The sequence below is a fragment of the Paracoccus albicereus genome (genome assembly GCF_024359525.1).
GTDB lineage: Bacteria > Pseudomonadota > Alphaproteobacteria > Rhodobacterales > Rhodobacteraceae > Paracoccus > Paracoccus albicereus.
Map to the genome: position 1 here is coordinate 324,239 of NZ_JAKZEU010000003.1, position 20,757 is coordinate 344,995.

The 20,757-nt window shown below is 65.3% G+C and carries 20 protein-coding genes; 6 read left to right on the plus strand and 14 right to left on the minus strand.

The window, feature by feature from the left end:
- Positions 1 to 178 precede the first annotated feature (178 nt).
- From MLD63_RS10440 to bhcA, 8 genes are all read right to left on the minus strand, one after another.
- Complete coding sequence (locus MLD63_RS10440; protein ID WP_439957648.1) at positions 179 to 1,438, minus strand: urate hydroxylase PuuD; 1,260 nt, start codon at positions 1,436 to 1,438, stop codon at positions 179 to 181.
- Between the two features lie 3 nt (positions 1,439 to 1,441).
- Complete coding sequence (gene uraH, locus MLD63_RS10445; protein ID WP_255329841.1) at positions 1,442 to 1,795, minus strand: hydroxyisourate hydrolase; 354 nt, start codon at positions 1,793 to 1,795, stop codon at positions 1,442 to 1,444.
- Between the two features lie 118 nt (positions 1,796 to 1,913).
- Positions 1,914 to 3,260 carry an 8-oxoguanine deaminase gene (locus MLD63_RS10450; protein ID WP_255329842.1) on the minus strand — a complete coding sequence of 449 codons (1,347 nt, stop codon included), beginning with the start codon at positions 3,258 to 3,260 and terminating at the stop codon, positions 1,914 to 1,916.
- Positions 3,250 to 4,743 carry a nucleobase:cation symporter-2 family protein gene (locus MLD63_RS10455; protein WP_255329843.1) on the minus strand — a complete coding sequence of 498 codons (1,494 nt, stop codon included), beginning with the start codon at positions 4,741 to 4,743 and terminating at the stop codon, positions 3,250 to 3,252. The genes MLD63_RS10450 and MLD63_RS10455 overlap by 11 nt, the downstream gene beginning before the upstream one ends.
- A gap of 270 nt (positions 4,744 to 5,013) precedes the next feature.
- Positions 5,014 to 5,976 (minus strand): iminosuccinate reductase BhcD, encoded by a 963-nt coding sequence (gene bhcD / locus MLD63_RS10460; RefSeq protein WP_255329844.1) that lies wholly within the window; start codon positions 5,974 to 5,976, stop codon positions 5,014 to 5,016.
- Positions 5,976 to 7,139 (minus strand): 3-hydroxy-D-aspartate aldolase BhcC, encoded by a 1,164-nt coding sequence (bhcC, locus tag MLD63_RS10465; RefSeq protein WP_255329845.1) that lies wholly within the window; start codon positions 7,137 to 7,139, stop codon positions 5,976 to 5,978. Before bhcC ends, bhcD begins: the two co-directional genes overlap by 1 nt.
- Positions 7,140 to 7,150: 11 nt before the next feature.
- Positions 7,151 to 8,113, minus strand: a complete 963-nt coding sequence (gene bhcB, locus MLD63_RS10470) for a beta-hydroxyaspartate dehydratase BhcB (protein WP_255329846.1) — start codon at positions 8,111 to 8,113, stop codon at positions 7,151 to 7,153.
- A 9-nt stretch (positions 8,114 to 8,122) separates the two neighbouring features.
- The gene (gene bhcA / locus MLD63_RS10475; RefSeq protein WP_255329847.1) at positions 8,123 to 9,313 is read right to left on the minus strand and encodes an L-aspartate--glyoxylate aminotransferase BhcA; all 1,191 of its coding nucleotides are present in this window, start codon (positions 9,311 to 9,313) and stop codon (positions 8,123 to 8,125) included.
- 182 nt (positions 9,314 to 9,495) lie between these two features.
- On the opposite strand from bhcA, the gene bhcR reads away from it, so the two are divergent.
- On the plus strand, positions 9,496 to 10,296 hold the full coding sequence (gene bhcR, locus MLD63_RS10480) for an HTH-type transcriptional regulator BhcR (protein ID WP_255329848.1): 801 nt from the start codon (positions 9,496 to 9,498) through the stop codon (positions 10,294 to 10,296).
- A 23-nt stretch (positions 10,297 to 10,319) separates the two neighbouring features.
- On the opposite strand, the gene MLD63_RS10485 is transcribed toward bhcR, so the two are convergent.
- Both MLD63_RS10485 and MLD63_RS10490 read right to left on the minus strand, forming a co-directional pair.
- Complete coding sequence (locus MLD63_RS10485) at positions 10,320 to 11,609, minus strand: PQQ-dependent sugar dehydrogenase (protein ID WP_255329849.1); 1,290 nt, start codon at positions 11,607 to 11,609, stop codon at positions 10,320 to 10,322.
- Positions 11,610 to 11,683: 74 nt separating this feature from the next.
- Entirely contained in the window at positions 11,684 to 12,985 is a 1,302-nt protein-coding gene (locus tag MLD63_RS10490) for an NCS2 family permease (RefSeq protein WP_255329850.1), read from the minus strand.
- Positions 12,986 to 13,194: 209 nt separating this feature from the next.
- Between MLD63_RS10490 and puuE the strand changes: the two genes are divergently transcribed.
- The 3 genes from puuE (at position 13,195) to MLD63_RS10505 (ending at position 16,025) form a co-directional block, all read left to right on the plus strand.
- Complete coding sequence (gene puuE, locus MLD63_RS10495) at positions 13,195 to 14,601, plus strand: allantoinase PuuE (protein WP_255329851.1); 1,407 nt, start codon at positions 13,195 to 13,197, stop codon at positions 14,599 to 14,601.
- Positions 14,598 to 15,476 (plus strand): bifunctional allantoicase/(S)-ureidoglycine aminohydrolase, encoded by an 879-nt coding sequence (locus MLD63_RS10500; protein ID WP_255329852.1) that lies wholly within the window; start codon positions 14,598 to 14,600, stop codon positions 15,474 to 15,476. Before puuE ends, MLD63_RS10500 begins: the two co-directional genes overlap by 4 nt.
- 78 nt (positions 15,477 to 15,554) lie before the next feature.
- Positions 15,555 to 16,025 (plus strand): hypothetical protein, encoded by a 471-nt coding sequence (locus tag MLD63_RS10505; RefSeq protein ID WP_255329853.1) that lies wholly within the window; start codon positions 15,555 to 15,557, stop codon positions 16,023 to 16,025.
- Here the strand turns inward: MLD63_RS10505 and MLD63_RS10510 are convergent.
- From MLD63_RS10510 to soxR, 4 genes are read right to left on the minus strand one after another with little or no spacing between them, the layout of a single operon-like run.
- Positions 16,022 to 16,948: a DMT family transporter gene (locus MLD63_RS10510; RefSeq protein WP_439957649.1), complete on the minus strand. Its 927-nt coding sequence runs from the start codon at positions 16,946 to 16,948 to the stop codon at positions 16,022 to 16,024. The two genes, MLD63_RS10505 and MLD63_RS10510, sit on opposite strands and share 4 nt — an antisense overlap.
- A 38-nt stretch (positions 16,949 to 16,986) precedes the next feature.
- On the minus strand, positions 16,987 to 17,586 hold the full coding sequence (locus MLD63_RS10515) for a LysE/ArgO family amino acid transporter (RefSeq protein WP_255329854.1): 600 nt from the start codon (positions 17,584 to 17,586) through the stop codon (positions 16,987 to 16,989).
- A gap of 9 nt (positions 17,587 to 17,595) precedes the next feature.
- Positions 17,596 to 18,339 (minus strand): YebC/PmpR family DNA-binding transcriptional regulator, encoded by a 744-nt coding sequence (locus MLD63_RS10520; RefSeq protein WP_255329855.1) that lies wholly within the window; start codon positions 18,337 to 18,339, stop codon positions 17,596 to 17,598.
- Between the two features lie 34 nt (positions 18,340 to 18,373).
- On the minus strand, positions 18,374 to 18,880 hold the full coding sequence (soxR, locus tag MLD63_RS10525) for a redox-sensitive transcriptional activator SoxR (protein ID WP_255329856.1): 507 nt from the start codon (positions 18,878 to 18,880) through the stop codon (positions 18,374 to 18,376).
- 75 nt (positions 18,881 to 18,955) lie between these two features.
- Between soxR and MLD63_RS10530 the strand changes: the two genes are divergently transcribed.
- Both MLD63_RS10530 and MLD63_RS10535 read left to right on the plus strand, forming a co-directional pair.
- Positions 18,956 to 19,537, plus strand: coding sequence for an NADPH-dependent FMN reductase (locus MLD63_RS10530; RefSeq protein ID WP_255329857.1), 582 nt, complete (start codon positions 18,956 to 18,958; stop codon positions 19,535 to 19,537).
- Positions 19,537 to 20,736: an MFS transporter gene (locus tag MLD63_RS10535; protein ID WP_255329858.1), complete on the plus strand. Its 1,200-nt coding sequence runs from the start codon at positions 19,537 to 19,539 to the stop codon at positions 20,734 to 20,736. The genes MLD63_RS10530 and MLD63_RS10535 overlap by 1 nt, the downstream gene beginning before the upstream one ends.
- The last annotated feature ends 21 nt before the right edge of the window (positions 20,737 to 20,757 follow it).

A 20,757-nucleotide genomic window follows, 5' to 3' on the forward strand; every position in this document is an offset into this window, starting at 1 on the left:
TCTTCGCAAGGCACCTTCCAGAAAAGATTTTTGCACAATCCGGCAAGAAGCGAGTTTTTCCGCGCTCACGTCGCTACCGCATAACACCGAATCGCAAACGATCCACCGACCGTTTCATGGGCCGGCGGATCGCAGGATTGTCAGGGGAGGTGCTGCTAAATCAGCGGCCGAAGCGGCGTCAGTTCGCTGCCACTTCGGTCCCACGGCCCGCGCGGAACCAGCGGATGATGGCGTCGCGCTCTGCCTCTTCCATGTAGCTGACATTCGCGGGCGGCATCGCCTCTGTCACACCCGCCTGCAGATAGACCTCGCGCGCGTGGCGGGCGATGTCTCCGGGTGTTTCCAGAAACACGCCTTTGGGCGCGTGGTAAATCCCTTCATAGCCAGGCTCCCGCGCGTGGCACATCGAGCAGCGGCCCTGAACATATTGCGTGACCTGCTCGAACCCTGGCGCTTCGGCGAACTGGCGTTCGGCGCGGGTCATGGCGCGGGCCTCGGCCTCTTCCAGCGGCTCCTGCCGAAGGCCGGCCGAGGACAGGGCCATGATCGCGATGAACAGGATCGCCGTCACCGCCCAGGTCCACCACAACTGACCCTTGCGCGAATGCATCGTGTTGAAGAAATGCCGGATGGTCACGCCCATCAGGAACACCAGTGCCGCGATCAACCAGTTGTACTCGCTCGCGAAGGCCAGCGGATAATGGTTCGACAGCATCAGGAAGATGACCGGCAGCGTCAGGTAGTTGTTGTGGGTCGAGCGTAGCTTGGCGATCTTGCCGTATTTCGGATCGGGTGCGCGTCCGGCCTTGAGGTCGGCCACCACGACGCGCTGGTTCGGCATGATGACCAGAAACACGTTCGCGGTCATGATCGTCGCGGTGAAGGCGCCAAGGTGCAGCAGTGCGGCACGACCGGTGAAGACCTGATCATAGCCCCATCCCATCACCACCAGCGCCACGAACAGAAGCAGCATCAGAACCGTAGGCCGCTCACCCAGCTTGGATTTGCAGAGCGTGTCGTAGATCAGCCAGCCGAGCGCAAGCGAACCGGCCGAGATGACGATGGCCTGCCACACGGCGAGGTCCATCTTGGCCGGATCGATCAGGTAAAGACCGGCGCCCGCCCAATAGACGACCATCAACAGCGCGGCGCCGGACAGCCAGGTGGCGTAGCTTTCCCATTTGAACCACGTCAGATGTTCCGGCATCCGCTCGGGCGCGACGAGGTATTTCTGGATGTGGTAGAAGCCGCCACCATGGACCTGCCATTCCTCGCCATGCGCGCCCTTCGGCATGTTCTCGGCCTTCTGCAGGCCCAGATCGAGCGCGATGAAGTAGAACGAGGAACCGATCCAGGCGATCGCGGTGATGACATGGGTCCAGCGGACGGCGAAGGCCAGCCATTCCCAGATGATCGTGGCATCAGGTATCAGCAGCATGGCTCAGCTTCCCCGATAGGTCGAAAAGCCGAAGGGCGAGATCAGCAGCGGAACGTGATAATGATCGTCCTGCGACATCCCGAACCGGATCGGGATCACATCCAGAAAGCGCGGACTTTCCGCCGCCACCCCGGTCGCATCCATCCAGTCGCCCGCATGGAACACCAGCTCATAGTTGCCCTGCGCGAAATCGCCTTCGGGCAGGATCGGGCTGTCGGTGCGTCCGTCGGCATTCGTGCGCATCCGCGCGAGTTCCGTGCGCGCCTCGCCGTCCAGCCGATACAGCGCGATTTCCATTCCCTGCGCCGGCTGGCCGCGCGCGGTGTCCAGAACATGCGTGGTCAGATAACCCGGCATCGTCTTCCTCCCGTTCGATTTCTGCGTCCCTGATAGCCTATCGTCACGATCGGGCGCAGACAGGACGAGGGCAAGGCAGTCTCAAGAATCCATGAACAATCCGCAGCACTGCGGCGGATCATCCCGCCAACCGTGCGACGGCCTTTTGCGCGCGCCGTTGCAGGTCGCGCGGGTCGGCAGTCAACAGCCTGTGGTCGCTGACCACCGCACGGCCGTGGACATAGACGGCGCGCGGCCGGATCGGCGCGCAGAAGATCAGCGCGGCGACGGGGTCCCATTGACCGGCTGCCGGCAGATCGCTGACGTCCCACAGAACCAGATCGGCCTGCATTCCCGGCGCCAACACTCCGATGTCGCTGCGCCCCAGCACACGGGCGCCGCCGCGGGTCGCGATCTCCAGCGCCTCGCGCGCACCCATCGCCGATGGGCCGTCGCGCAATCGTGCGACCAGCATCGCCTGCCGCGCCTCCAGCCCCAGATGGCTGCAATCGTTGCTGGCAGAACCGTCCACACCCAGACCGACGGGCACGCCCGCGTCGCGCATGTGGCGGATGGGCGCGATGCCGCTGGCCAGCCGCGCATTCGAACAGGGACAATGCGCAACCCCGGTGCCGGTCCGGGCAAAGAGGTCGATTTCATCACCGGACAGCTTCACGCAATGGGCGTGCCAGACATCTTCACCAGTCCAGCCCAGGCTTTCCGCGTAATCGCCCGGCAGCATTCCGAAATTGTCCAGCGAATAACGGATATCCTCGTCATTCTCGGCCAGATGGGTATGCAGCCGCACGCCCTTTTCCCGCGCGAGGATCGCTGCGTCACGCATCAATTCGCGACTGACCGAGAAGGGCGAACAAGGCGCCAGCGCGACCTGGATCATCGCGCCTTCGTCCGGTTCGTGGAAGGCATCGACGACCCTCTCGCTGTCACGCAGGATCGCGGCCTCATCCTCGACAAGCTGGTCGGGCGGCAGGCCGCCCTTGCTTTCACCGATCGACATCGCTCCGCGCGTCGCGGTGAAGCGAATGCCGATGGCACGCGCCGCCTCGATGCTGTCGTCCAGCCGCGCACCGTTCGGAAACATGTAGAGGTGATCGGACGAACAGGTGCAGCCCGACAAAGCCAGTTCCGCCAGCCCGACCTCTGCCGACAGGCGGATGTCGTCGGGCGTCATCCGGGCCCAGATCGGATACAGCGTCTTCAACCAGCCGAAGAGCGCGGCGTCCTGCGCCGCCGGCACCGCGCGGGTCAGGGTCTGGAACAGGTGGTGATGGGTGTTCACCAGCCCGGGCGTCACGACGCAACCGGTCGCCTCGACCACCTCGGCGCCATCGCGCGGCAGGCCTTGGCCCACCGCGACGATCTTTCCATCCTGAACCAGCACGTCACCGCCGGCGATCTCGGAGCGCGCGTCGTCCATCGTGACGACGACATCGGCCCCTCGGATCAGCAGCCGATCAGTGGGCATCGGACGCGTGTCCAGCCTCGCGCATCGCGGCCTCATCCAGATCGGGCGCGCCGTTGTAGAACCAGTTCAGCAGGACCGCGCTGATCGCTGCAAGCAGAATGCCGGAATGGATCAGCGGATGGATCGCATGCGGCATCCACTGGTTGAAGTCCGGCGCGACCAACGGAATCATGCCCATCCCGACCGAGATGGCGACGATGAACAGGTTGTGGCGATTACCGGCGAAATCGACGCGGCTGAGGATGCGCACGCCGGTCGCGGCGACCATCCCGAACATGACCAGACCGGCGCCGCCCAGAACCGTGGTCGGCAGACTTTCGACCAGGGCGCCCATCTTCGGGATCAGGCCCAGCACGATCATGATCGCCCCGCCCGCCACGCAGACAAAGCGCGACCGAATCCCGGTCACGCCGACCAGCCCGACATTCTGCGAGAACGAGGTGTAGGGGAACGTGTTGAACAGCCCGCCGATCGCGGTGCCAAGTCCATCGGCCCGCAGGCCCGCGGCCAAGGACTTCTGGTCCAGCGGCTTCTTGCAGATGTCGCTCAGCGCCAGGAACATGCCGGTCGACTCGATCATCGTGACCAGCATCACCAGAAACATCGTGGCGATCATGATCGGATCGAAGGTCGGCATGCCGAAATGCAACGGCTTGATCAGCGCGAACCACCCCGCCTCGCCGACCTTGTCAAAATGCATCAGGCCCAGGACGGCCGCCGCGATCCCGCCGACCGCAATGCCGATCAGGACGGCGATATTGGCCATGAAGCCGGTCGCGAAGCGCGACACGGCAAGGATCGTACCCAGCACCAGCACCGCGATCAGAATGTTGCTGCCCGAGGCGTAAAGCGGATTGTTCATCGTCGGGGCCAGCGTCACACTGTCGGGTACCTCTCCGGCCGCCCGCGCGCCTTCCAGCCAGGCGGCGGCGGCGGGATCGACAATCTGCGGCGCGGTCGGGCCGACCGGCAGACCGAAAATCCAGTTGATGCCGATGGGCATCAGGCTGATGCCGATGGTCAGGATCAGCGTTCCCGTGACGACAGGCGGGAAGAACCGCAGCATCCGGCTGACGACCGGTGCAATCAGGATGCCGATCAGGCCGGCGGCGATGATCGCCCCGAACAACGCCCGTGCGCCTTCATGGCCGGGCGTCGTCTGGGCAATGGCGACCATCGGTCCGACGGAGGCGAAGGTGACGCCCATCATCACCGGCAGCTTGATCCCGAACCATTGCGTTGCGCCGAAACTCTGGATGATCGAAACGATGCCGCAGACGAAAAGGTCGGCCGAGATCAGGAACGCCACCTCTTCGGGTGACAGTTGCAGCGCGCGGCCGACGATCAGCGGCACGGCGATCGCGCCCGCATACATCACCAGCACGTGCTGGAAGCCCAATGTGATCAGCTTTCCACCGGGCAGCCGTTCGTCCACCGGATGCGTGCCCGTCGCGGCGATCCTGTCTGCTGTCATGTCGGTCATCACGATCCCTCCCCTGATCGTTTCGTCCTGAACGAGATCGACGGCATGGCCGCCGAACCTGCGGTTGCGGACAATGAGAGGGTTCTATCCGAAAGGTCTTCCATCGCGATCCCCTGTACAGCGCAATGCTGTCTTAAGGATCGGTCGAAAATCGCTTTGCCGCCAAGCACAAACACGCGGTGCCGCCACACCCGCGCCGGTTTGACGTCAGGTGCGGCAGCGCCGCGCGTTGTTCACGCAAAAGGGCGCGGCTCGCGCGCCCTTTCACCTTCAGATCTCGACTTCCACGGCCTTGCCCTGATCCCGGGCCAGATCGACCACCGCCGCGGCGACCGCCAGATCCTGCAGACCGACACCAGTGCCATCAAAGATCGTCACTTCAGCGTCGCCCCGGCCCTCATGGGCGCCGGTGATGACCTTACCAATTGGCGTCACGTCCGCGTCTTTGATCAGCCCTTGGCCAGCGGCATGCTGAAACTCTCCGATGCTGGTGGATTGCGCCACCTCATCGGTGAACAGGCGCGCGCGGGCGACAAGCGCAGGGTCGAGTTCCTGCTTGCCCTTGGTGTCGGTGCCCATCGCGGCGATATGCGTCGGCCCCTTGACATGGCCGTCCTTCAGCAGCGGCTCGAAGGCCGAGGTGATCGAGATGATCACGTCCGCCTCGCTGCCCAGACGGTCCAGATCGACCGCCTCGAAGGGCAGACCGATCTCGGCCGCGGTCTCTTCCAGCCGGCCCAGCATGTCGGGATGGGGGTTCCAGCCCAGGACGCGCTCGAACTTGCCGGCCTTGGACGCCGCGCGCATCTGGAAAGCGGACTGATGGCCCGCGCCGATCATGCCCAGCACCTTGGCATCCTTCGGTGCCAGATGCTTGATCGAGACCGAGGACGCAGCGGCCGTCCGCAGCGCGGTCAGCAGGTTGCCACCCACCGCGGCCGAGACGCGCCCGGTATCAGGGTCAAACAGAAACACCGTGGACTGGTGGTTGATCAGCCCGTGTTTCTGGTTGTTCGGCCAATAGCCGCCCGCCTTCAGCCCCATGTTCAGCGCAGCGCCGTCAAAGCCGCCTTTGAAGCCGTACAATGCATCCTCATGGCCGATCGCCTCGCGGACGACGGGAAAGTTGTAGGCTTTCCCGTCTGCCATCGCGGCGAACACGCTTTCCACCGCGTCGAACGCGGCCTCGGCGGTCATCAGTCCGGCGATTTCCTTCTCAGGGACGACCCACATCAGTAGGCCTTGCCCCGCGCGCTGACCGGCCAGACGGTTTCGACCTTGCCGTTGCGCACGCCGACGTACCAGTCGTGGACGTTGCAGGTCGGGTCGCAATGGCCCGGCACCAGGCGCAGCTTGTCGTTGACCTTCAACACGCCCTGCGGGTCTTCGACCACGCCGTGCTCGTCGCTGCACTTGATGTATTTCACATCGTCGCGGCCATAGATGAACGGCAGTCCGGAATCGACCGACTGAGCCTTGAGGCCGGCATCGACGATCGCCTTGTCAGCCTTGGCGTGGGACATGACCGAAGTCAGGATGAACAACGCGTTCTCCCATTCGCCCTTGTCGATGCGCTTGCCGTTCTCGTCGAGGATGCGGCCGTAATCCGCGTCCATGAACGCGTAGCTGCCGCACTGCAGCTCGTTGTAGACGCCCGAATTGCTCTCGAAATAGTAAGAGCCGGTGCCGCCGCCGGACACCAGTTCCGGCTCCAGCCCCTCGGCCTTCAGCGCCTCGACCGCGTCCTTGACCATCGCGATCGCGGTGTCGAGCTTGGCCTTGCGATCTTCATACTTGTCGATGTGCTGCATCGCGCCTTGATAGGCTTGGATGCCGGTGAATTTCAGACCCGGTGCCGCATCGACGGCCTTGGCGATCGCCACGACATCCTCTGTCTTGGTCACGCCACAGCGGCCGGCGCCGCAATCGATCTCGATGAAGACCTCAAGCGTGGTGCCGTGCTTTTCGGCGGCAGCCGACAGATCGGCCACGTTGTCGATGTCATCGACGCAGACAATGATGCGGCTGCCAAGCTTGGGCAGTTGCGCCAGACGGTCGATCTTCTTCGGATCGCGAACCTGGTTGGAAACCAGCACGTCCTTGATGCCGCCGCGAACGAAGACTTCGGCTTCGGAAACCTTCTGGCAGCAGACGCCGACGGCGCCGCCCAGCTTTTCCTGCAGCTTCTGCACGTCTACGGACTTGTGCATCTTGCCGTGGCTCCGGTGACGCATGCCGTGTTCCTTGGCGTAGTCACCCATCTTCTTGACGTTGCGCTCCAGCGCGTCGAGATCGAGGATCAGGCAGGGCGTCTGGATTTCGCTTTCGTCCATGCCCGGCACGGCCGGCACGTCGAAGCCCACTTCCATGTTCTCGAATTTGGTTTCGGCGTTCATCGAATACCTCCTCAGTTCCAGGGCAGCTTGTCGAGATCGACATTGCCGCCGGTGATGACGACACCCACGCGCTTGCCCGCGAAGGCGTCCTTGTTCTTCAGGATGATGGCCAACGGCACCGCGCAGCTGGGTTCGATGACCATGCGCAAATGCTTCCAGCTCAGCTTCATCGCGTCGATGATTTCTTCTTCGGACGCGGTATAGATGTCCGAGACGTGGTTCTTGACAAAGTGCCACGTCAGATCCTTCAGCGGAACCAGAAGCCCGTCCGCGATCGTCTTCGGAGCATCGTCGGCGATGATGTGCCCGGCCTTGAAGCTGCGATAGGCGTCGTCCGCCTGTTCGGGTTCGGCCGCAATCACCTTCGTTTCGGGCGCCAGCGTCGACAGCGTCAGACAGGTCCCCGAGATCATGCCACCGCCGCCAATCGGGGCCACCACCATATCCAGCCCGTCGGTCTGTTCCATGAACTCCTTGGAACAGGTCCCCTGTCCCGCAATCACGCGGGGGTCGTTATAGGGGTGGACGAAATCGCCGCCAGTTTCTGCCTGAACCTTGGCGAAGGTTTCCTCGCGCGACGAGGTCGAAGGTTCGCATTCCGTGATCTTGCCGCCATAGCGACGCACGGTGTCCTTCTTCGCCTGCGGCGCGGTGCGCGGCATCACGACGTTGCAGGGAATGCCCCGCCTCATCGCTGCGTAGGACAGGCACGAGGCGTGGTTGCCGCTGGAATGGGTGGCCACGCCCAGCTTGGCCTGCTCCTCATCCAGACCGAAGACTGCGTTGCTGGCGCCACGAACCTTGAAGGCGCCCGGCTCCTGGAAGTTCTCGCATTTGAAGAACAGCTGCGCCCCGGTCAGTTCGTTCAGATAATCCGACGTCCGGATCGGCGTGCGCCGGATATGCGGCCTGATCCGCTCTTCCGCGGCCAGCATGTCGTCATAGGTCGGGATGTCCATGTGGTCGTCTCTCATCCTACGCTCTCAAGCAGCCTTCCGCTGCGTCCCAACGGCCGTCTGGCGGTAATGTTCCTGTGCCGCCGCGACGCCCGAGCCCAGTTTCACCGGCAGGCCCAGATCGGCCATGACCATCTCGGCGGTGGCGATCCCGGACAGGGCCAGCACGTCGCTGAGCTGACCCAGATGGCCGATGCGGAACGCCTTGCCCGCAACTTCGCCCAACCCGGTGCCGAACGCAACGCCATAGGTTTTCAGCGCATGACCGACGACCTGATTGGCGTCGAAACCGTCGGGCACATAGATCGCGCTGACCGTGTCCGAATAGACCTTGGGGCTCGTCGCGCACAGCTTCAGTCCCCAAGCGGAGACGGCTTGACGCACGCCCTCCGCGATGCGGTGATGGCGGTCGAAGACGTTTTCCAGACCCTCGGCCAGCAGCATGTCGGACGCGACCTTGATGCCGTTGATCAGGCCGACCGGCGGCGTGTAGGGGAAGCTGTTCTTGGAATAACTGCCCATCATGTCGCGGATGTCGAAATAGGTCCGCGGCAGGGTCGCCTGACCGATCGCCTCGATCGCCTTGGGCGAAAAGCCGGTGATGGCCAGACCCGGCGGCAGCATGAAGCCCTTCTGGCTGCCCGTCACCGCGACATCGACGCCCCATTCATCCATGCGGAAGTCCATGGACCCGATCGAGCTGACGCCGTCGACGAACAGCAACGCGGGGTGTCCCGCATCGTCCATCGCACGGCGAACCGCGGCGATGTCGGACTTGACGCCGGTCGCGGTCTCGTTGTGCGTCGCCAGAACCGCCTTGATCTGGTGACCGGTGTCGCCCTTCAGGATCTCGGCGAAGCGATCGGCGGGAATACCGTCGCCCCATGGCGTCTCGACGATGGTGACGTCCAGGCCGTGACGCTGGCACATGTCGATCCAGCGGTGGCTGAACATGCCGTTGCGCGCGGCCAGGACCTTGTCGCCCGCAGACAGCGTGTTCGACAGCGCGACCTCCCACCCGGCGGTGCCAGTGGCGGGGAACAGGAAAACCTGACCCTTGGTCGTCTTCAGCACCTTTTTCACACCGTCCAGCGCAGGCTTCAGGATCTCGCCGAAGACCGGGCTGCGGTGGTCGATGGTCGGCATGTCGATGGCCTTGCGCAGAACCTCGGGCAGGTTCGTCGGGCCGGGAATGAAGACTGGATTCTGGCTGGTCATGGGGTGTCCTCCTTGGATTGCGCACAATCTACCGAATGCCTGCAACGCATGCAATTTTTCTGAAAATATTTTCCGTTTGACGGAAATTAGCTCGATAACTGAGCCAAAACAGAAGCTTGCCTTTTTCCACTTGCCGAAGGGCATTTTGCCTCTACGGTCCGCACCCGACAAAGGAGGCAGCCTTGGCCGAGACGAATCGAAAGCGTGGGCGTCCGCGCAGCACGCCCGAGGGAAGCGGAACGATCCAGGCGCTCGACCGGGCGCTCGACGTGCTGGACCTGCTCGCCGCCTCGAACGGCCTGACGCTCACCGAGATCGCTGAGCGGATGGGCCAGTCGCCCTCGACCGTCCACCGCGTCCTGACCACGCTGGCCGCTCGCGGCATCGCCGAGACGGACCCGGTGACGCAGGGCTGGTTCATCGGCGCGGCGACCTTCCGGCTCGGCTCTGCCTTCATGCGGCGGTCCGGGATCGTCGAGCGGGCGCGCCCCGTTCTGCGCCAGCTCATGGAATCCACCGGCGAAACGGCGAACCTGGGCATCCTGCACGGCGATTCCGTCATGTTCGTCAGCCAGGCCGAAACGCATGAGACGATCCGCGCCTTCTTTCCGCCCGGAACCCGCTCGCCGCTCCACGCCTCAGGCATCGGCAAGGCGTTGCTGGCCTTCGGTCGCGACGATGCCCTGACCGCGCTGATGGATCACGCGCCGCTGCAGCGTTTCACGGATCAGACGCTGACCACGCGCGAGGCGCTGGCCGAAGACATGGCTCGCACCCGCCATCGAGGTTTCGCCGTGGACGACGAGGAACGGACCCGCGGTATGCGCTGCATCGCCGCCCCGGTCTTCGACATGACCGGCGCGGCCGTGGCGGGGATCAGCGTCAGCGGACCTTCGCATCGGATCGGCCCGGCGCACGTGAAGACGCTCGGCGTGGTCGTGGCCGATGCGGCCGAAGAACTGTCGAAGGCGATGGGCGCCTAGGCGCTGGCTCAGTCGAAGGTCGCCTACGCGCCCGTGACGCGCCAGATCACGTTGCCCACATCGTCTGCCATCAGCAGCGACTTGCCATCCGGTCCGACCTTCACACCGACCGGCCGTCCGTAGGACAGCTTCTCGTCCTCCGACAGGAAGCCCCACAGGATGTCGCGCGCCGGACCCGACGGCTTGCCGTCCGCGAACGGCACGAAGATCAACTTGTAGCCGCTGAGGGTCGATCGGTTCCACGACCCATGCTGCCCGATCACCATGCCCGCGCCAAAGCCCGGCAGCGTACCTTCCGGCATCCAGCACAGACCCAGCGACGCGGTGTGGCCGCCAAGCGCATAATCCGGCTGAATCGTGCGCGCGACAAGCTCTGCGTCCTGTGGCACGCGGTCATCCACGATCCCGCCCCAATAGGCGAAGGGCCAGCCGTAGAAACCGCCATCCTTGACCGAGGTCAGGTAATCCGGCGGCGTCTCGTCGCCCAACCCGTCGCGTTCGTTGACGACCGTCCACAGCTTGCCGGTCGACGGCTCCCATGCGGTGCCGACCGGGTTGCGAAGGCCGGACGCGAAGATGCGCGCCTGCCGGCTTACGATATCGTATTCCCAGATCGCCGCGCGGCCTTCTTCGGCTTCCATGCCGTCGTCGCCGATATTCGACAAAGAGCCGACACCGGCATAAATCTTGGTCTCGTCGGGACTGGCGATCAGACTGCGGGTCCAGTGACCGCCCGGCTTGAAGTCGACCAGCTTGCGGCCCGGGCCGTCCAGCCGATCGGCGCCATCGGCATAGTCGAATGCGACGATCCCGTCGGTGTTGCCGAGATAGAAGGTGCCGTCCACCAGGGCCATGCCAAAGGGCTGCCGCTGGTTTTCCACGAAGGTCCGTCGCTCTTCCGCCACGCCGTCGCCGTCGGGGTCGCGCAGCAGGCTCACGCGGTTCGCGCTGCGCCCGATCGCGCCGGCGCGGCGCATCGTCGCCTGCATCGCATGGTCCATCAGCTTCTTCGGCGGATCGGCCTGCAGCAGCGCTTCGGCCACCAGCACGTCGCCGTTGGGCAGAACCTCGATCCAGCGCGGATGCTCCAACCCGCTGGCAAAGGCGTTGACCTTCAGCCCCGGCGCCGCCGTCGGTACGCGCCCCTCAGGCCAGCCATGGGCCGTCGGCATCTTCAGCGTCATGATGCCCTGCGCACGCGCAGCCGGGATAGCAGGCGCGCTGCCCATCGCCTTGTCGGTGGGTGCGCGCCCACGACGCAGCGCGACCATCGCCGCGCCCACCATCGATGTCGCCTTTGCAATCACGTCCATCCCTGCCCCCATCCTTGTGTCGCGGCGATACTAGGCAAAGGCCCACCCGCCGCAAGTGCGACGGGTGGCCGGGATCACTCGCCGCCGAAGAAGGCGAAGCGCATCACGAACAAGGCCGCCACCACCCAAGTGGCCGGATGCACCTCGCGCGCGCGACCGGTCAGCAGTTTCAGCGCCGCGTAGCTGACGAAGCCGAAGGCAAGCCCGTTGGCGATCGAATAGGTGAACGGCATCGCGATCGCCGTCAGCATCGCCGGCGCGGCCTCGGTCACGTCGTCGAAGTCGATCTCGCTCAACTCGCGCGCCATCAGGGTCGCCACGTACAGAAGCGCGGGGGCGGTCGCATAGGCCGGCACGGCGCCCGCCAGCGGCGCGAAGAACATGGCCAGCAGGAACAGCGCCGCGATGGTCAGCGCGGTCAGACCGGTGCGCCCGCCCGCCTGCACGCCCGAGGCGCTTTCGACATAGGCTGTGGTCGAGGATGTCCCCAGCATCGAACCGGCGAGAATCGCGGTCGAATCCGCCATCAGCGCACGGCCGAGATTCTTGTTGGAATGCTCCGGCCCTTCCTTCAGCAGACCCGCGCGTTTGGCGACCCCGATCAGCGTGCCGGTCGCGTCGAAGACCTCGACCAGCACCATGACCAACACGACGTGGAAGATGCCGAAGCTCAGCGCGCCCAGTACGTCCAGCTGAAGGAAGGTCGGCGCGATCGACGGCGGCATCGACAGCACGCCCCGGAACTCGCTGACGCCGAGCAGGATCGAAGCGATCGTGATGACCAGGATGCCGATCAGGATCGCACCCTTGACCCGCAGCGCGTCCAGCGCCGCGATGATCGCAAAGCCCGCGATGGTCAGCAGCGTGCCGGTCGCGGTCAGATCGCCCAGTGTCACCAAGGTCGCCGGGCTGTCCACGACAAGGCCGGACGATTGCATGGCGATGATGGCGAGAAACAGCCCGATCCCCGCCGCGATGCCGCTGCGCATCGACCGCGGAATGCCCTCGATCAGCCAGCGCCGGATGCCGGTGATCGACAGAAACAGGAAGATCAGGCCGGAAATGAACACCGCACCCAGTGCCTGCTGCCAGGTGAAGCCCATCCCCGCCACGACGGTGAAGGCGAAGAAGGCGTTCAGCCCCATGCCCGGCGCCATGCCGATCGGCCAGTTCGCCCAGAAGCCCATGATCGCCGAGCCGATCGCTGCAGCCAGGCAGGTCGCCACGAAGACCGCGTCGCGGTCCATGCCGGTCGATGACAGGATGTTGGGGTTGACGAAGATGATGTAGGCCATCGTCAGGAACGTGGTGATCCCGGCGATGATCTCGGTCCGCGCATTCGTCCCATGCGCAGACAGGTTGAAGAATTTGTCCAATGAAGCCTCCCTCGCTCGGGGCCGAAGCTTAGCGCGCCGCATCGACCCGACAATCCGTGCGGACCCGGAAGTCCTTCAATGCGCCGTTGAGAATGCACCGGCGTTCCGATCCTCGCCAAATCGTTGATACAGCCTTTTGCCCTGGCGGTCTTGCCAATCACGCGCACGCGCGGCTTTCATGCCGCCATATCAAGGGACAGGAGGGTATGATGCGCTACAGCCGCGATCTCAGGGGGTACGGCGAGACGCCGCCCGATCCGAAATGGCCCGGCGGGGCGCGGATCGCGGTCCAGATCGTCGTCAACTACGAAGAGGGCGGCGAGAACAGCATCGAGCATGGCGATGCCGCCTCCGAAGCGTTCCTGTCCGAAATCATCGGCGCCCAGCCCTGGCCCGGCCAGCGCCACTGGAACATGGAATCGATCTACGATTACGGCGCGCGCTCGGGTTTCTGGCGACTGCACCGCCTGCTGAAAGACATTCCGGTCACAGTTTATGGCGTCGCGACCGCCCTGCAGCGAAGCCCGGAACAGGTCGCGGCGATGCAGGACGCCGGATGGGAGATCGCGACCCACGGACTGAAATGGATCGACTATCGCAACGTCCCGCGCGAGACCGAAGCAGAACACATAGCCGAGGCGATCCGCATCCACACCCAAGTCACCGGCGAACGTCCCTACGGTTTCTACCAGGGCCGCACTTCGATGAACACAGTGGCCCTTGGCTGCGAGGAAGGCGGCTTCGCCTATCTCGCCGACACGATCGCGGATGAACTGCCCTACTGGCACGTTCATCAGGGCCGCCCGCAGCTGATGGTGCCCTACACGATGGACGCCAACGACATGCGCTTTTCATCCGGTCAGGGCTTTGGCACCGGCACGGATTTCTTCGACTATCTGCGCGACAGTTTCGACATCCTCTACGCCGAAGGTGCAGCAGGCGCGCCAAAGATGATGTCGATCGGGCTGCATTGCCGGCTTGCCGGGCGTCCCGGCAGGGCGATGGCGCTGAAGCGCTTCCTCGATCATGCGCGCAGCCACGAAGGCGTCTGGTTCGCATCCCGGCTCGACATCGCGCGGCATTGGGCGGACACGCATCCCTATGTCGCGAAGGACCGTCCAAGCGCGATGGACCGCGACGGCTTCGTTCAAAAATTCGGCAGCATCTACGAACACTCCCCCTGGATCGCCGAAGCGGTCTGGGACGACGAGATGGGCGCCGTGCATGACAGTGTCGGCGGCCTTGCGGCACGGATGGCGCAGGTCTTCCGCGCCGCATCGGATGAGCAGCGCCTGGGCGTCCTGACGGCGCACCCGGACCTGGCCGGCAAGCTGGCGGCGGCCAAGCAACTGACAGCCGACAGCACCGCCGAACAGGCGAGCGCCGGTCTGGACGCGCTGACCGACGCCGAACGCGCGGAATTCACGCGCCTGAACGACGCCTATCAGGCCAAGCACGGCTTTCCCTTCATCATCGCTGTGCGCGACCACGACAAGGCGGGCATCCAGCGAGCGATGGTCCGCCGCGTCGAAAACGACACCGACACCGAGCGTGCCGAGGCCGAACGTCAGGTAATCCGCATCGCCACCCTGCGCCTGAATGAGGCTCTGCAATGAACGATCATCCGCCCAAGGGCGCCCCGACCGGCGACATCCCGACCCGCGTCGCCCCCGCCTATGCCGGTCCCGTCGCGGGCCTGCCGCCGCAGACCGGGATGACGACGGACACCGCCGTCTTCACGGAAGCCTATGCGGTCATCCCGCGCACGGTCATGCGCGACATCGTCACCAGCTATCTGCCCGGCTGGCGCGGGATGCGGATGTGGATGCTGGCGCGCCCGTTGACCGGCTTTGCCGAGACCTTCAGCCAGTACGTCGTCGAACTGGCCGAAGGCGGCGGCTGCGACGATTGCGAGGAAGACCCGGAAATCCAGAACGCGATCTTCGTCACCGGCGGCGATCTGCAGGTGGTGATCGACGGGCAGGAACACATGTTGCATCCGGGCGGGTTCGCTTACGTTCCGCCCGGCACACGCTGGCGGCTCTATAACCGCACGAAAGGTCCTGCGGGCTTTCACTGGTTCCGCAAGCGCTGGCAGCCCTGTGCGGGCGTGGACCGGCCCGATCCGATCGTCGCGCAGGAACAGGACATCGCACCCTCTGTCATGCCCGACACGGACGGGGCCTGGGCCACGACGCGCTTTGCCGATCCGGCCGACCTGCGTCACGACATGCACATCACCATCGTGACCTTCCAGCCCGGCGGCTCGATCCCCTTCGCCGAGACGCATGTGATGGAACACGGGCTGTTCGTGCTGGAGGGGAAGGCGGTCTATCGCCTCAACCGTGATTGGGTCGAGGTCGGACCCGGCGATTACATGTGGCTCCGCGCCTTCTGCCCGCAGGCCTGCTACGCGGGCGGGCCGGGGCGATTCCGCTACCTGCTCTACAAGGACGTGAACCGGCACGCGCCGCTCTGGCCGCTGCGCTAGGGCTCACGGAAGGCTCGCGACAGCGTGGCTTGCGCCTGCCCTGATGCGGGCGCAGCCTTGGCTGGAAAGGAGCCCATCATGCTTCGTATGCTTCCCCTTCTGGCCCTGGTCGCGACACCCGTTTTCGCGCAGGAAACCGTGCCCGATTACAGCGACGACCGCTCGACCCCCGAGGCGCTGGTCACCTCGCTCTACAACGCGATTGACCGGCGCGAATATCTGCGCGGCTGGTCCTATTTCGCGTCCGAGACGGCACCGGATTATGAAACCTTCCGCGACGGCTATGCAACGACCGAGGATGTGGAACTGCGCATCGGATCGGTCGAGACCGAAGGGGCCGCAGGCTCGATCCACTCGCTGGTGCCGGTCGCGATCCGCGCCACGGACGAAGGTGGCGAGGCAACGGTCTTCACCGGCTGCTACCGCCTGACCCAAGTCCAGCCCGCCGCGCAGGACACGCCACCATTCCGTCCGATCCAGATCGACGACGGCACCCTCGCGGAAAGCGACGAGCCTTTCGACACCGCGATGGGAACCTGCGAGCCCTAGCCCTTGGTCGCGCTGACGGGCGGCGTGCGCGCCGCCCCGTCACGCCGCGCCTCGCGCCAGGTGATGTAGCTGATCGCCCCGATCATCAGCGCCCCACCGATCATCACCCAATGGTCCAGCGGTTCGCCGAAGACGAACCAGGCCAGCATCGCCGCCCAGAGAAGCTGCAGGAACGTGACCGGCTGGGTCACGGTCAAGGGCGCCGCCTCGAAAGCGCGCATCATCGTGTAGTGGCCGGCGGTGGCGAAAACGGCGACCAGCGCCAGCATCCCCACCTCGAACAGCGTCGGCGGCACCCAGACCGCATAGGCGACGGGCGCAAGCCCGATCGCCACGGTCAGCGACAGGACGGCGACGATGGCTGATGCCGGCGCCTTGCCGGTCAGTTGCTTGGCCACGATATAGGACGCGCCGAAGCACAGGGCCGCCACGACCTGCGACAGGTGGCCGGGATCGAGCGTCCGCAACCCGGGTCGCAAGACGATCAGCGCGCCGACCAGCGCGACGGTGATCGCCCCGATCCGGCGCCGCGACAGCGCTTCGCCCAGAAACAGCGCCGCACCGACGGTGACGACGATGGGATTGAGAAAGCCGATCGCCGTGACTTCGGCGATGGTGATCCGCGACATCGCATAGAACCACGCGATCACCGCGGCGACATGAAGGATGCCGCGCGCCGCGAAAAGCCGCCAGACGTCGCGCGGGAAACCGCGCCGCAACGCGGGGATAAGGGTGGGTGTCAGAAACAGCAGCCCGAACAGGAACCGGATGAAGGCCGCCTGCGGGGCAGGGACGGATCCGTCCAGCCAGCGCACGATCGCGTTGACGGCGACGAAGCAGGCCCCGGTCAGCAGCATCCAGCCGATACCGACAAGGTCTCGCCCCAGTCGGCCCCGTGTCGCTGCGATGTCGGAAAGCTGCATCCGCCCAGTTGAACCCTTCGCCGGCCGGGCGCAAGCCCCTAGCCGTGGAGGATCAGCCCGGCCGCGATCGACCACATCACCGCCGCGATCAGCGCGTCGAGCACGCGCCACGCCGCCGACCGCGCAAAGACCGGCGCCAGCAGCCGCGCCCCGTAGCCCAGCGAAAAGAAGAACAGAAACGATCCGCTCATCGCGCCAAGCGCGAAGGCCAGCCGGTCGGGCGACTGCGCCGAGATCGAGCCCAGCAGGACCACGGTGTCCAGATAGACATGCGGATTAAGCCAGGTCAGCGCGGCGATGGTCGTCAGCGTGACCGCAAGCGGCGCGGGCGGCGCACCGGCCGCGCGCAAGGTCTCGCCACCCCGCCAGGCCGACAGCGCGGCGCGCGCGCCATACCAGATCAGGAAGGCCGCCCCGCCCCACCGCATCAGGATCAGAAACCACGGCGCGCGGGCGGCAATCGCGCCTGCGCCCGCGACGCCCGCCGCGATCAGAACCGCGTCAGAGATTGCGCAGAACAGGCAGACCGCCAGCACGTGCTGACGCATCAGACCCTGCTTCAGGACGAAGGCGTTCTGCGCGCCGATCGCCACGATCAGCGACAGGCCGGTCAGCAGCCCCGCGATGGCCGACGGCATCGGCGGACCTTACAGCTGCGCCGCGACCTCTTCGCTCAGATCGAAATTGCCGGTGACGTTCTGGACGTCGTCGTCGTCTTCCAGCGCGTCGATCAGCTTCATCAGCTTTGCGGCCGTTTCGGCGTCACCAACCTCGGTCGGGGCCTGCGGCTTCCAGATCAGCTTCGCGGTCTCGGATTCGCCCAGTTCCGCTTCCAGCGCGGTCGAGACCTCGTTCAGGTCCGTGTCCGCGCAATAGATCCAGTGACCGTCCTCGTCGCTTTCGACATCCGACGCACCGGCCTCGATCGCGGCCATCATCACCGTGTCCGCATCGCCCACGCTGGCCGGATACATGATCTCGCCCACCCGGTCGAACATGAAGGCCACGCTGCCCGACTGGCCCAGATCGCCGCCATGCTTGGTGAAATACGACCGCACGTTCGAGGCGGTGCGATTGCGGTTATCGGTCATCGCCTCGACCATCAGGGCGATGCCGTTCGGCCCGTAACCCTCGTAGCGGATTTCTTCATAGTTCTCGGCGTCGCCGCCTTGCGACTTCTTGATCGCGCGGTCGATCACGTCCTTCGGAACCGACTGGCTGCGCGCTTCTTTGACCGCCAGACGCAGCCGCGGATTCTTGTCGGGATCGGGATCGCCCATCTTCGCGGCGACGGTGATTTCCTTCGCCAGCTTGGAAAACAGCTTCGAGCGCGCCGCATCCTGCCGCCCCTTGCGGTGCTGGATGTTCGCCCATTTGGAATGGCCTGCCATGTCGTTGCCCTCGTCGTGCGGATCGGGCCGCTATCTAATCCGCGGCAGCCTGTGTCGCAAGCCGGTCGCGCGCCGCACCGCAATCGCGGAACGCATGGGCGCCCGGCCCGATGTCGGCTGCCTTGTCACCGGGATTGACCGCCGCGCAGCAATCCAGCGACAGGCAGCCGCAGCCGATGCAGCCCGTCAGACGGTCACGGATCACCGTCAGCCTCTCGATCCGCGCCTGCAGATCGGCACGCCAGCCGGCCACGATCCTGTCCCAATGCGCGCGACTGATCGGCTGCCCTTCTAGCGCCGGGCCAAGGGCGCGACGGATCTCGGCCAGGGGAATACCCGCCTCGACCCCTGCCTTGACCACGGCGAGGACACGCAGCGTCGCACGGGAATACATCCGGTGATTGGCCGAGTTCCGGGTCGAGCGGATCAATCCCTCACGTTCGTAGAAATGCAGCGATGAGACCGAAAGCCCGCTGCGTCGCGCGACGGCGCCCACACCCATCGTCGCTGCATGACAGCCATGCGTCTTGATATCATTCATGATTTGAGCCTTGCCCTCAACCATTGTTAAGGTCCTACATTGCCGGCTAACCGAAAACAGATCAAGGAGCGTCGCATGAAGACGGCACGCAATATCGCCATCATCCAGGGCTCGATCCGCGAGGGTCGGCTGAACGACACGATCACCGCCTGGACGCGCAAACAGCTTGAAGCGCAGGGCTTCACCGTGTCGGTCGTCGATCCAGCCGACCCGCAACTTCTGCCGATCCAGACTGGCGATACCGACGCGGTCGCGCATCTGCAGACGCTGCTGGCGCCAGCCGATGGCTATGTCGTCGTCACGCCCGAATTCAACCATTCTGCGCCCGGCCAGCTCAAGACGCTGATCGATTCGATCAAGGCAGAGTGGAAGGCCAAGCCCGTTGGCTTCGTCAGCTATGGCGGCATCTCCGGCGGTCTGCGCGCGGTCGAGGCGCTGCGCCCGGTCTTTGCCGAACTGCACGCGATGACGCTGCGCGATTCGGTCAGCTTCGCGATGCCCTGGGGCAAGTTCGACGAACAGGGCCAGATCACCGATCCGCAGATGCGGGACGGCGCCGAAGCCGCGATGGCCGTCTTCGGCGACCGCCTGCGCTGGTGGGTGGACGCGCTGGTCGCGGCCCGCGCGATGGAACCCTATGACAAGGCGGCCGCGTGATGGATCCGCTGCTGCGCGACATGCGCGCGTGGGGGTTGATGCTGGCCGCCACGCTGACGATCATGTCGAACGCGACGATCACCCCGGCCCTGCCCGGTCTGCAGGCGATGTATGGTGACGATCCCAATGCCGAACTGATCACGCGTCTGCTGATCACCGCGCCGTCGCTTCTGGTGGCGCTCGTCGCGCCCTTCGCGGGGGCCGTCGTGGACCGGCTGGGCCGGCGCCCGCCCCTGATGGCAGGGCTGATCGTCTATGCGCTGGCCGGGACGGCAGGTCTGTGGCTGCAATCGCTGGAAGCGATCCTGGTCAGCCGCCTGATTCTGGGTCTCGGTGTCGCCGCGATCATGGTCGCGCAGGCCGCGCTGATCGGCGATTACTTCGAGGGTCCGGCACGCGGCCGGCTGATGGGCTATCAGATCGCCGCGACGAATGTCGGCGGGCTGGTCTTCGTAATGACCGCTGGGATGCTTGCGGCACAGGATCCCCGCCTGCCCTTCATGATCTACGGGCTGTCGGCGCTGATGCTGCCGCTGCTGTGGCGCTCGCTTCCCGAACCTTCCGCCGCCGTCGAGGGTCACGGCCCCGGCGCACAGGACGTGCAGGGAGAGCCGGGGTGGCAGACGACCGTGGCGATCATGGCGATCGCGCCCGGTCTGACCTTCGTCTTCTTCTACGCGGTCCCGACGCAGCTGCCCTATCACCTTGCCGCGCTCGGCCTGTCCGATCCGGTGCAGGCAGGCGAAGCGATGGCATCGATGATGTTCGCGGCCGCGATCATGGCGGTTGCCTCGGGTTGGCTCAGGCCGGTCCTTGGCCGGATCGGAACCCCGGTCTCCGGTTATTCGGGCCTGATCCTGGGCTTTGGCCTTCTGGCCAGCGCCGCCACGCTGCCGGTCGCGATGCTGGGGACCGCGCTTGTGGGCGCCGGTCTCGGTCTGGCGATGCCGACCTTCATCACCACCGCCCTGAACGCCGCCCCGGCCCATCGGCGCGGTCTGGTATCGGGTCTGGTCACGTCGGCGATCTTTCTGGGACAGTTCCTGTCGCCGCTGGTCATGCAGCCGCTGGTCGGCCAATACGGCTATCGCACCGCCTTCGCGGTCGGTTCGGCCGGGTTCCTGACGCTCGCCATCGTCCTGACCCTCACCCTGCGCCAGCAGAAACGTCCAGTGGACAAGCCCGTGGCCGCGCAATAGCGTCCCCGCGCCAGCTTCAGG

Excerpts from the sequence above, each read along its gene's own strand:
- MLD63_RS10510 (WP_439957649.1), bottom strand. The coding sequence starts at position 16,948 with ATGCAGCTTTCCGACATCGCAGCGACACGGGGCCGACTGGGGCGAGAC.
- MLD63_RS10440 (WP_439957648.1), bottom strand. The coding sequence starts at position 1,438 with ATGCTGCTGATACCTGATGCCACGATCATCTGGGAATGGCTGGCCTTC.
- MLD63_RS10515 (WP_255329854.1), bottom strand. The coding sequence starts at position 17,586 with ATGCCGTCGGCCATCGCGGGGCTGCTGACCGGCCTGTCGCTGATCGTG.
- uraH (WP_255329841.1), bottom strand. The coding sequence starts at position 1,795 with ATGCCGGGTTATCTGACCACGCATGTTCTGGACACCGCGCGCGGCCAG.
- MLD63_RS10530 (WP_255329857.1), top strand. The coding sequence starts at position 18,956 with ATGAAGACGGCACGCAATATCGCCATCATCCAGGGCTCGATCCGCGAG.
- MLD63_RS10520 (WP_255329855.1), bottom strand. The coding sequence starts at position 18,339 with ATGGCAGGCCATTCCAAATGGGCGAACATCCAGCACCGCAAGGGGCGG.
- MLD63_RS10500 (WP_255329852.1), top strand. The coding sequence starts at position 14,598 with ATGAACGATCATCCGCCCAAGGGCGCCCCGACCGGCGACATCCCGACC.
- bhcC (WP_255329845.1), bottom strand. The coding sequence starts at position 7,139 with ATGAACGCCGAAACCAAATTCGAGAACATGGAAGTGGGCTTCGACGTG.
- MLD63_RS10485 (WP_255329849.1), bottom strand. The coding sequence starts at position 11,609 with ATGGACGTGATTGCAAAGGCGACATCGATGGTGGGCGCGGCGATGGTC.
- MLD63_RS10505 (WP_255329853.1), top strand. The coding sequence starts at position 15,555 with ATGCTTCGTATGCTTCCCCTTCTGGCCCTGGTCGCGACACCCGTTTTC.
- MLD63_RS10450 (WP_255329842.1), bottom strand. The coding sequence starts at position 3,260 with ATGCCCACTGATCGGCTGCTGATCCGAGGGGCCGATGTCGTCGTCACG.
- soxR (WP_255329856.1), bottom strand. The coding sequence starts at position 18,880 with ATGAATGATATCAAGACGCATGGCTGTCATGCAGCGACGATGGGTGTG.
- puuE (WP_255329851.1), top strand. The coding sequence starts at position 13,195 with ATGCGCTACAGCCGCGATCTCAGGGGGTACGGCGAGACGCCGCCCGAT.
- bhcA (WP_255329847.1), bottom strand. The coding sequence starts at position 9,313 with ATGACCAGCCAGAATCCAGTCTTCATTCCCGGCCCGACGAACCTGCCC.
- MLD63_RS10535 (WP_255329858.1), top strand. The coding sequence starts at position 19,537 with ATGGATCCGCTGCTGCGCGACATGCGCGCGTGGGGGTTGATGCTGGCC.
- bhcD (WP_255329844.1), bottom strand. The coding sequence starts at position 5,976 with ATGTGGGTCGTCCCTGAGAAGGAAATCGCCGGACTGATGACCGCCGAG.
- bhcB (WP_255329846.1), bottom strand. The coding sequence starts at position 8,113 with ATGAGAGACGACCACATGGACATCCCGACCTATGACGACATGCTGGCC.
- MLD63_RS10455 (WP_255329843.1), bottom strand. The coding sequence starts at position 4,743 with ATGACCGACATGACAGCAGACAGGATCGCCGCGACGGGCACGCATCCG.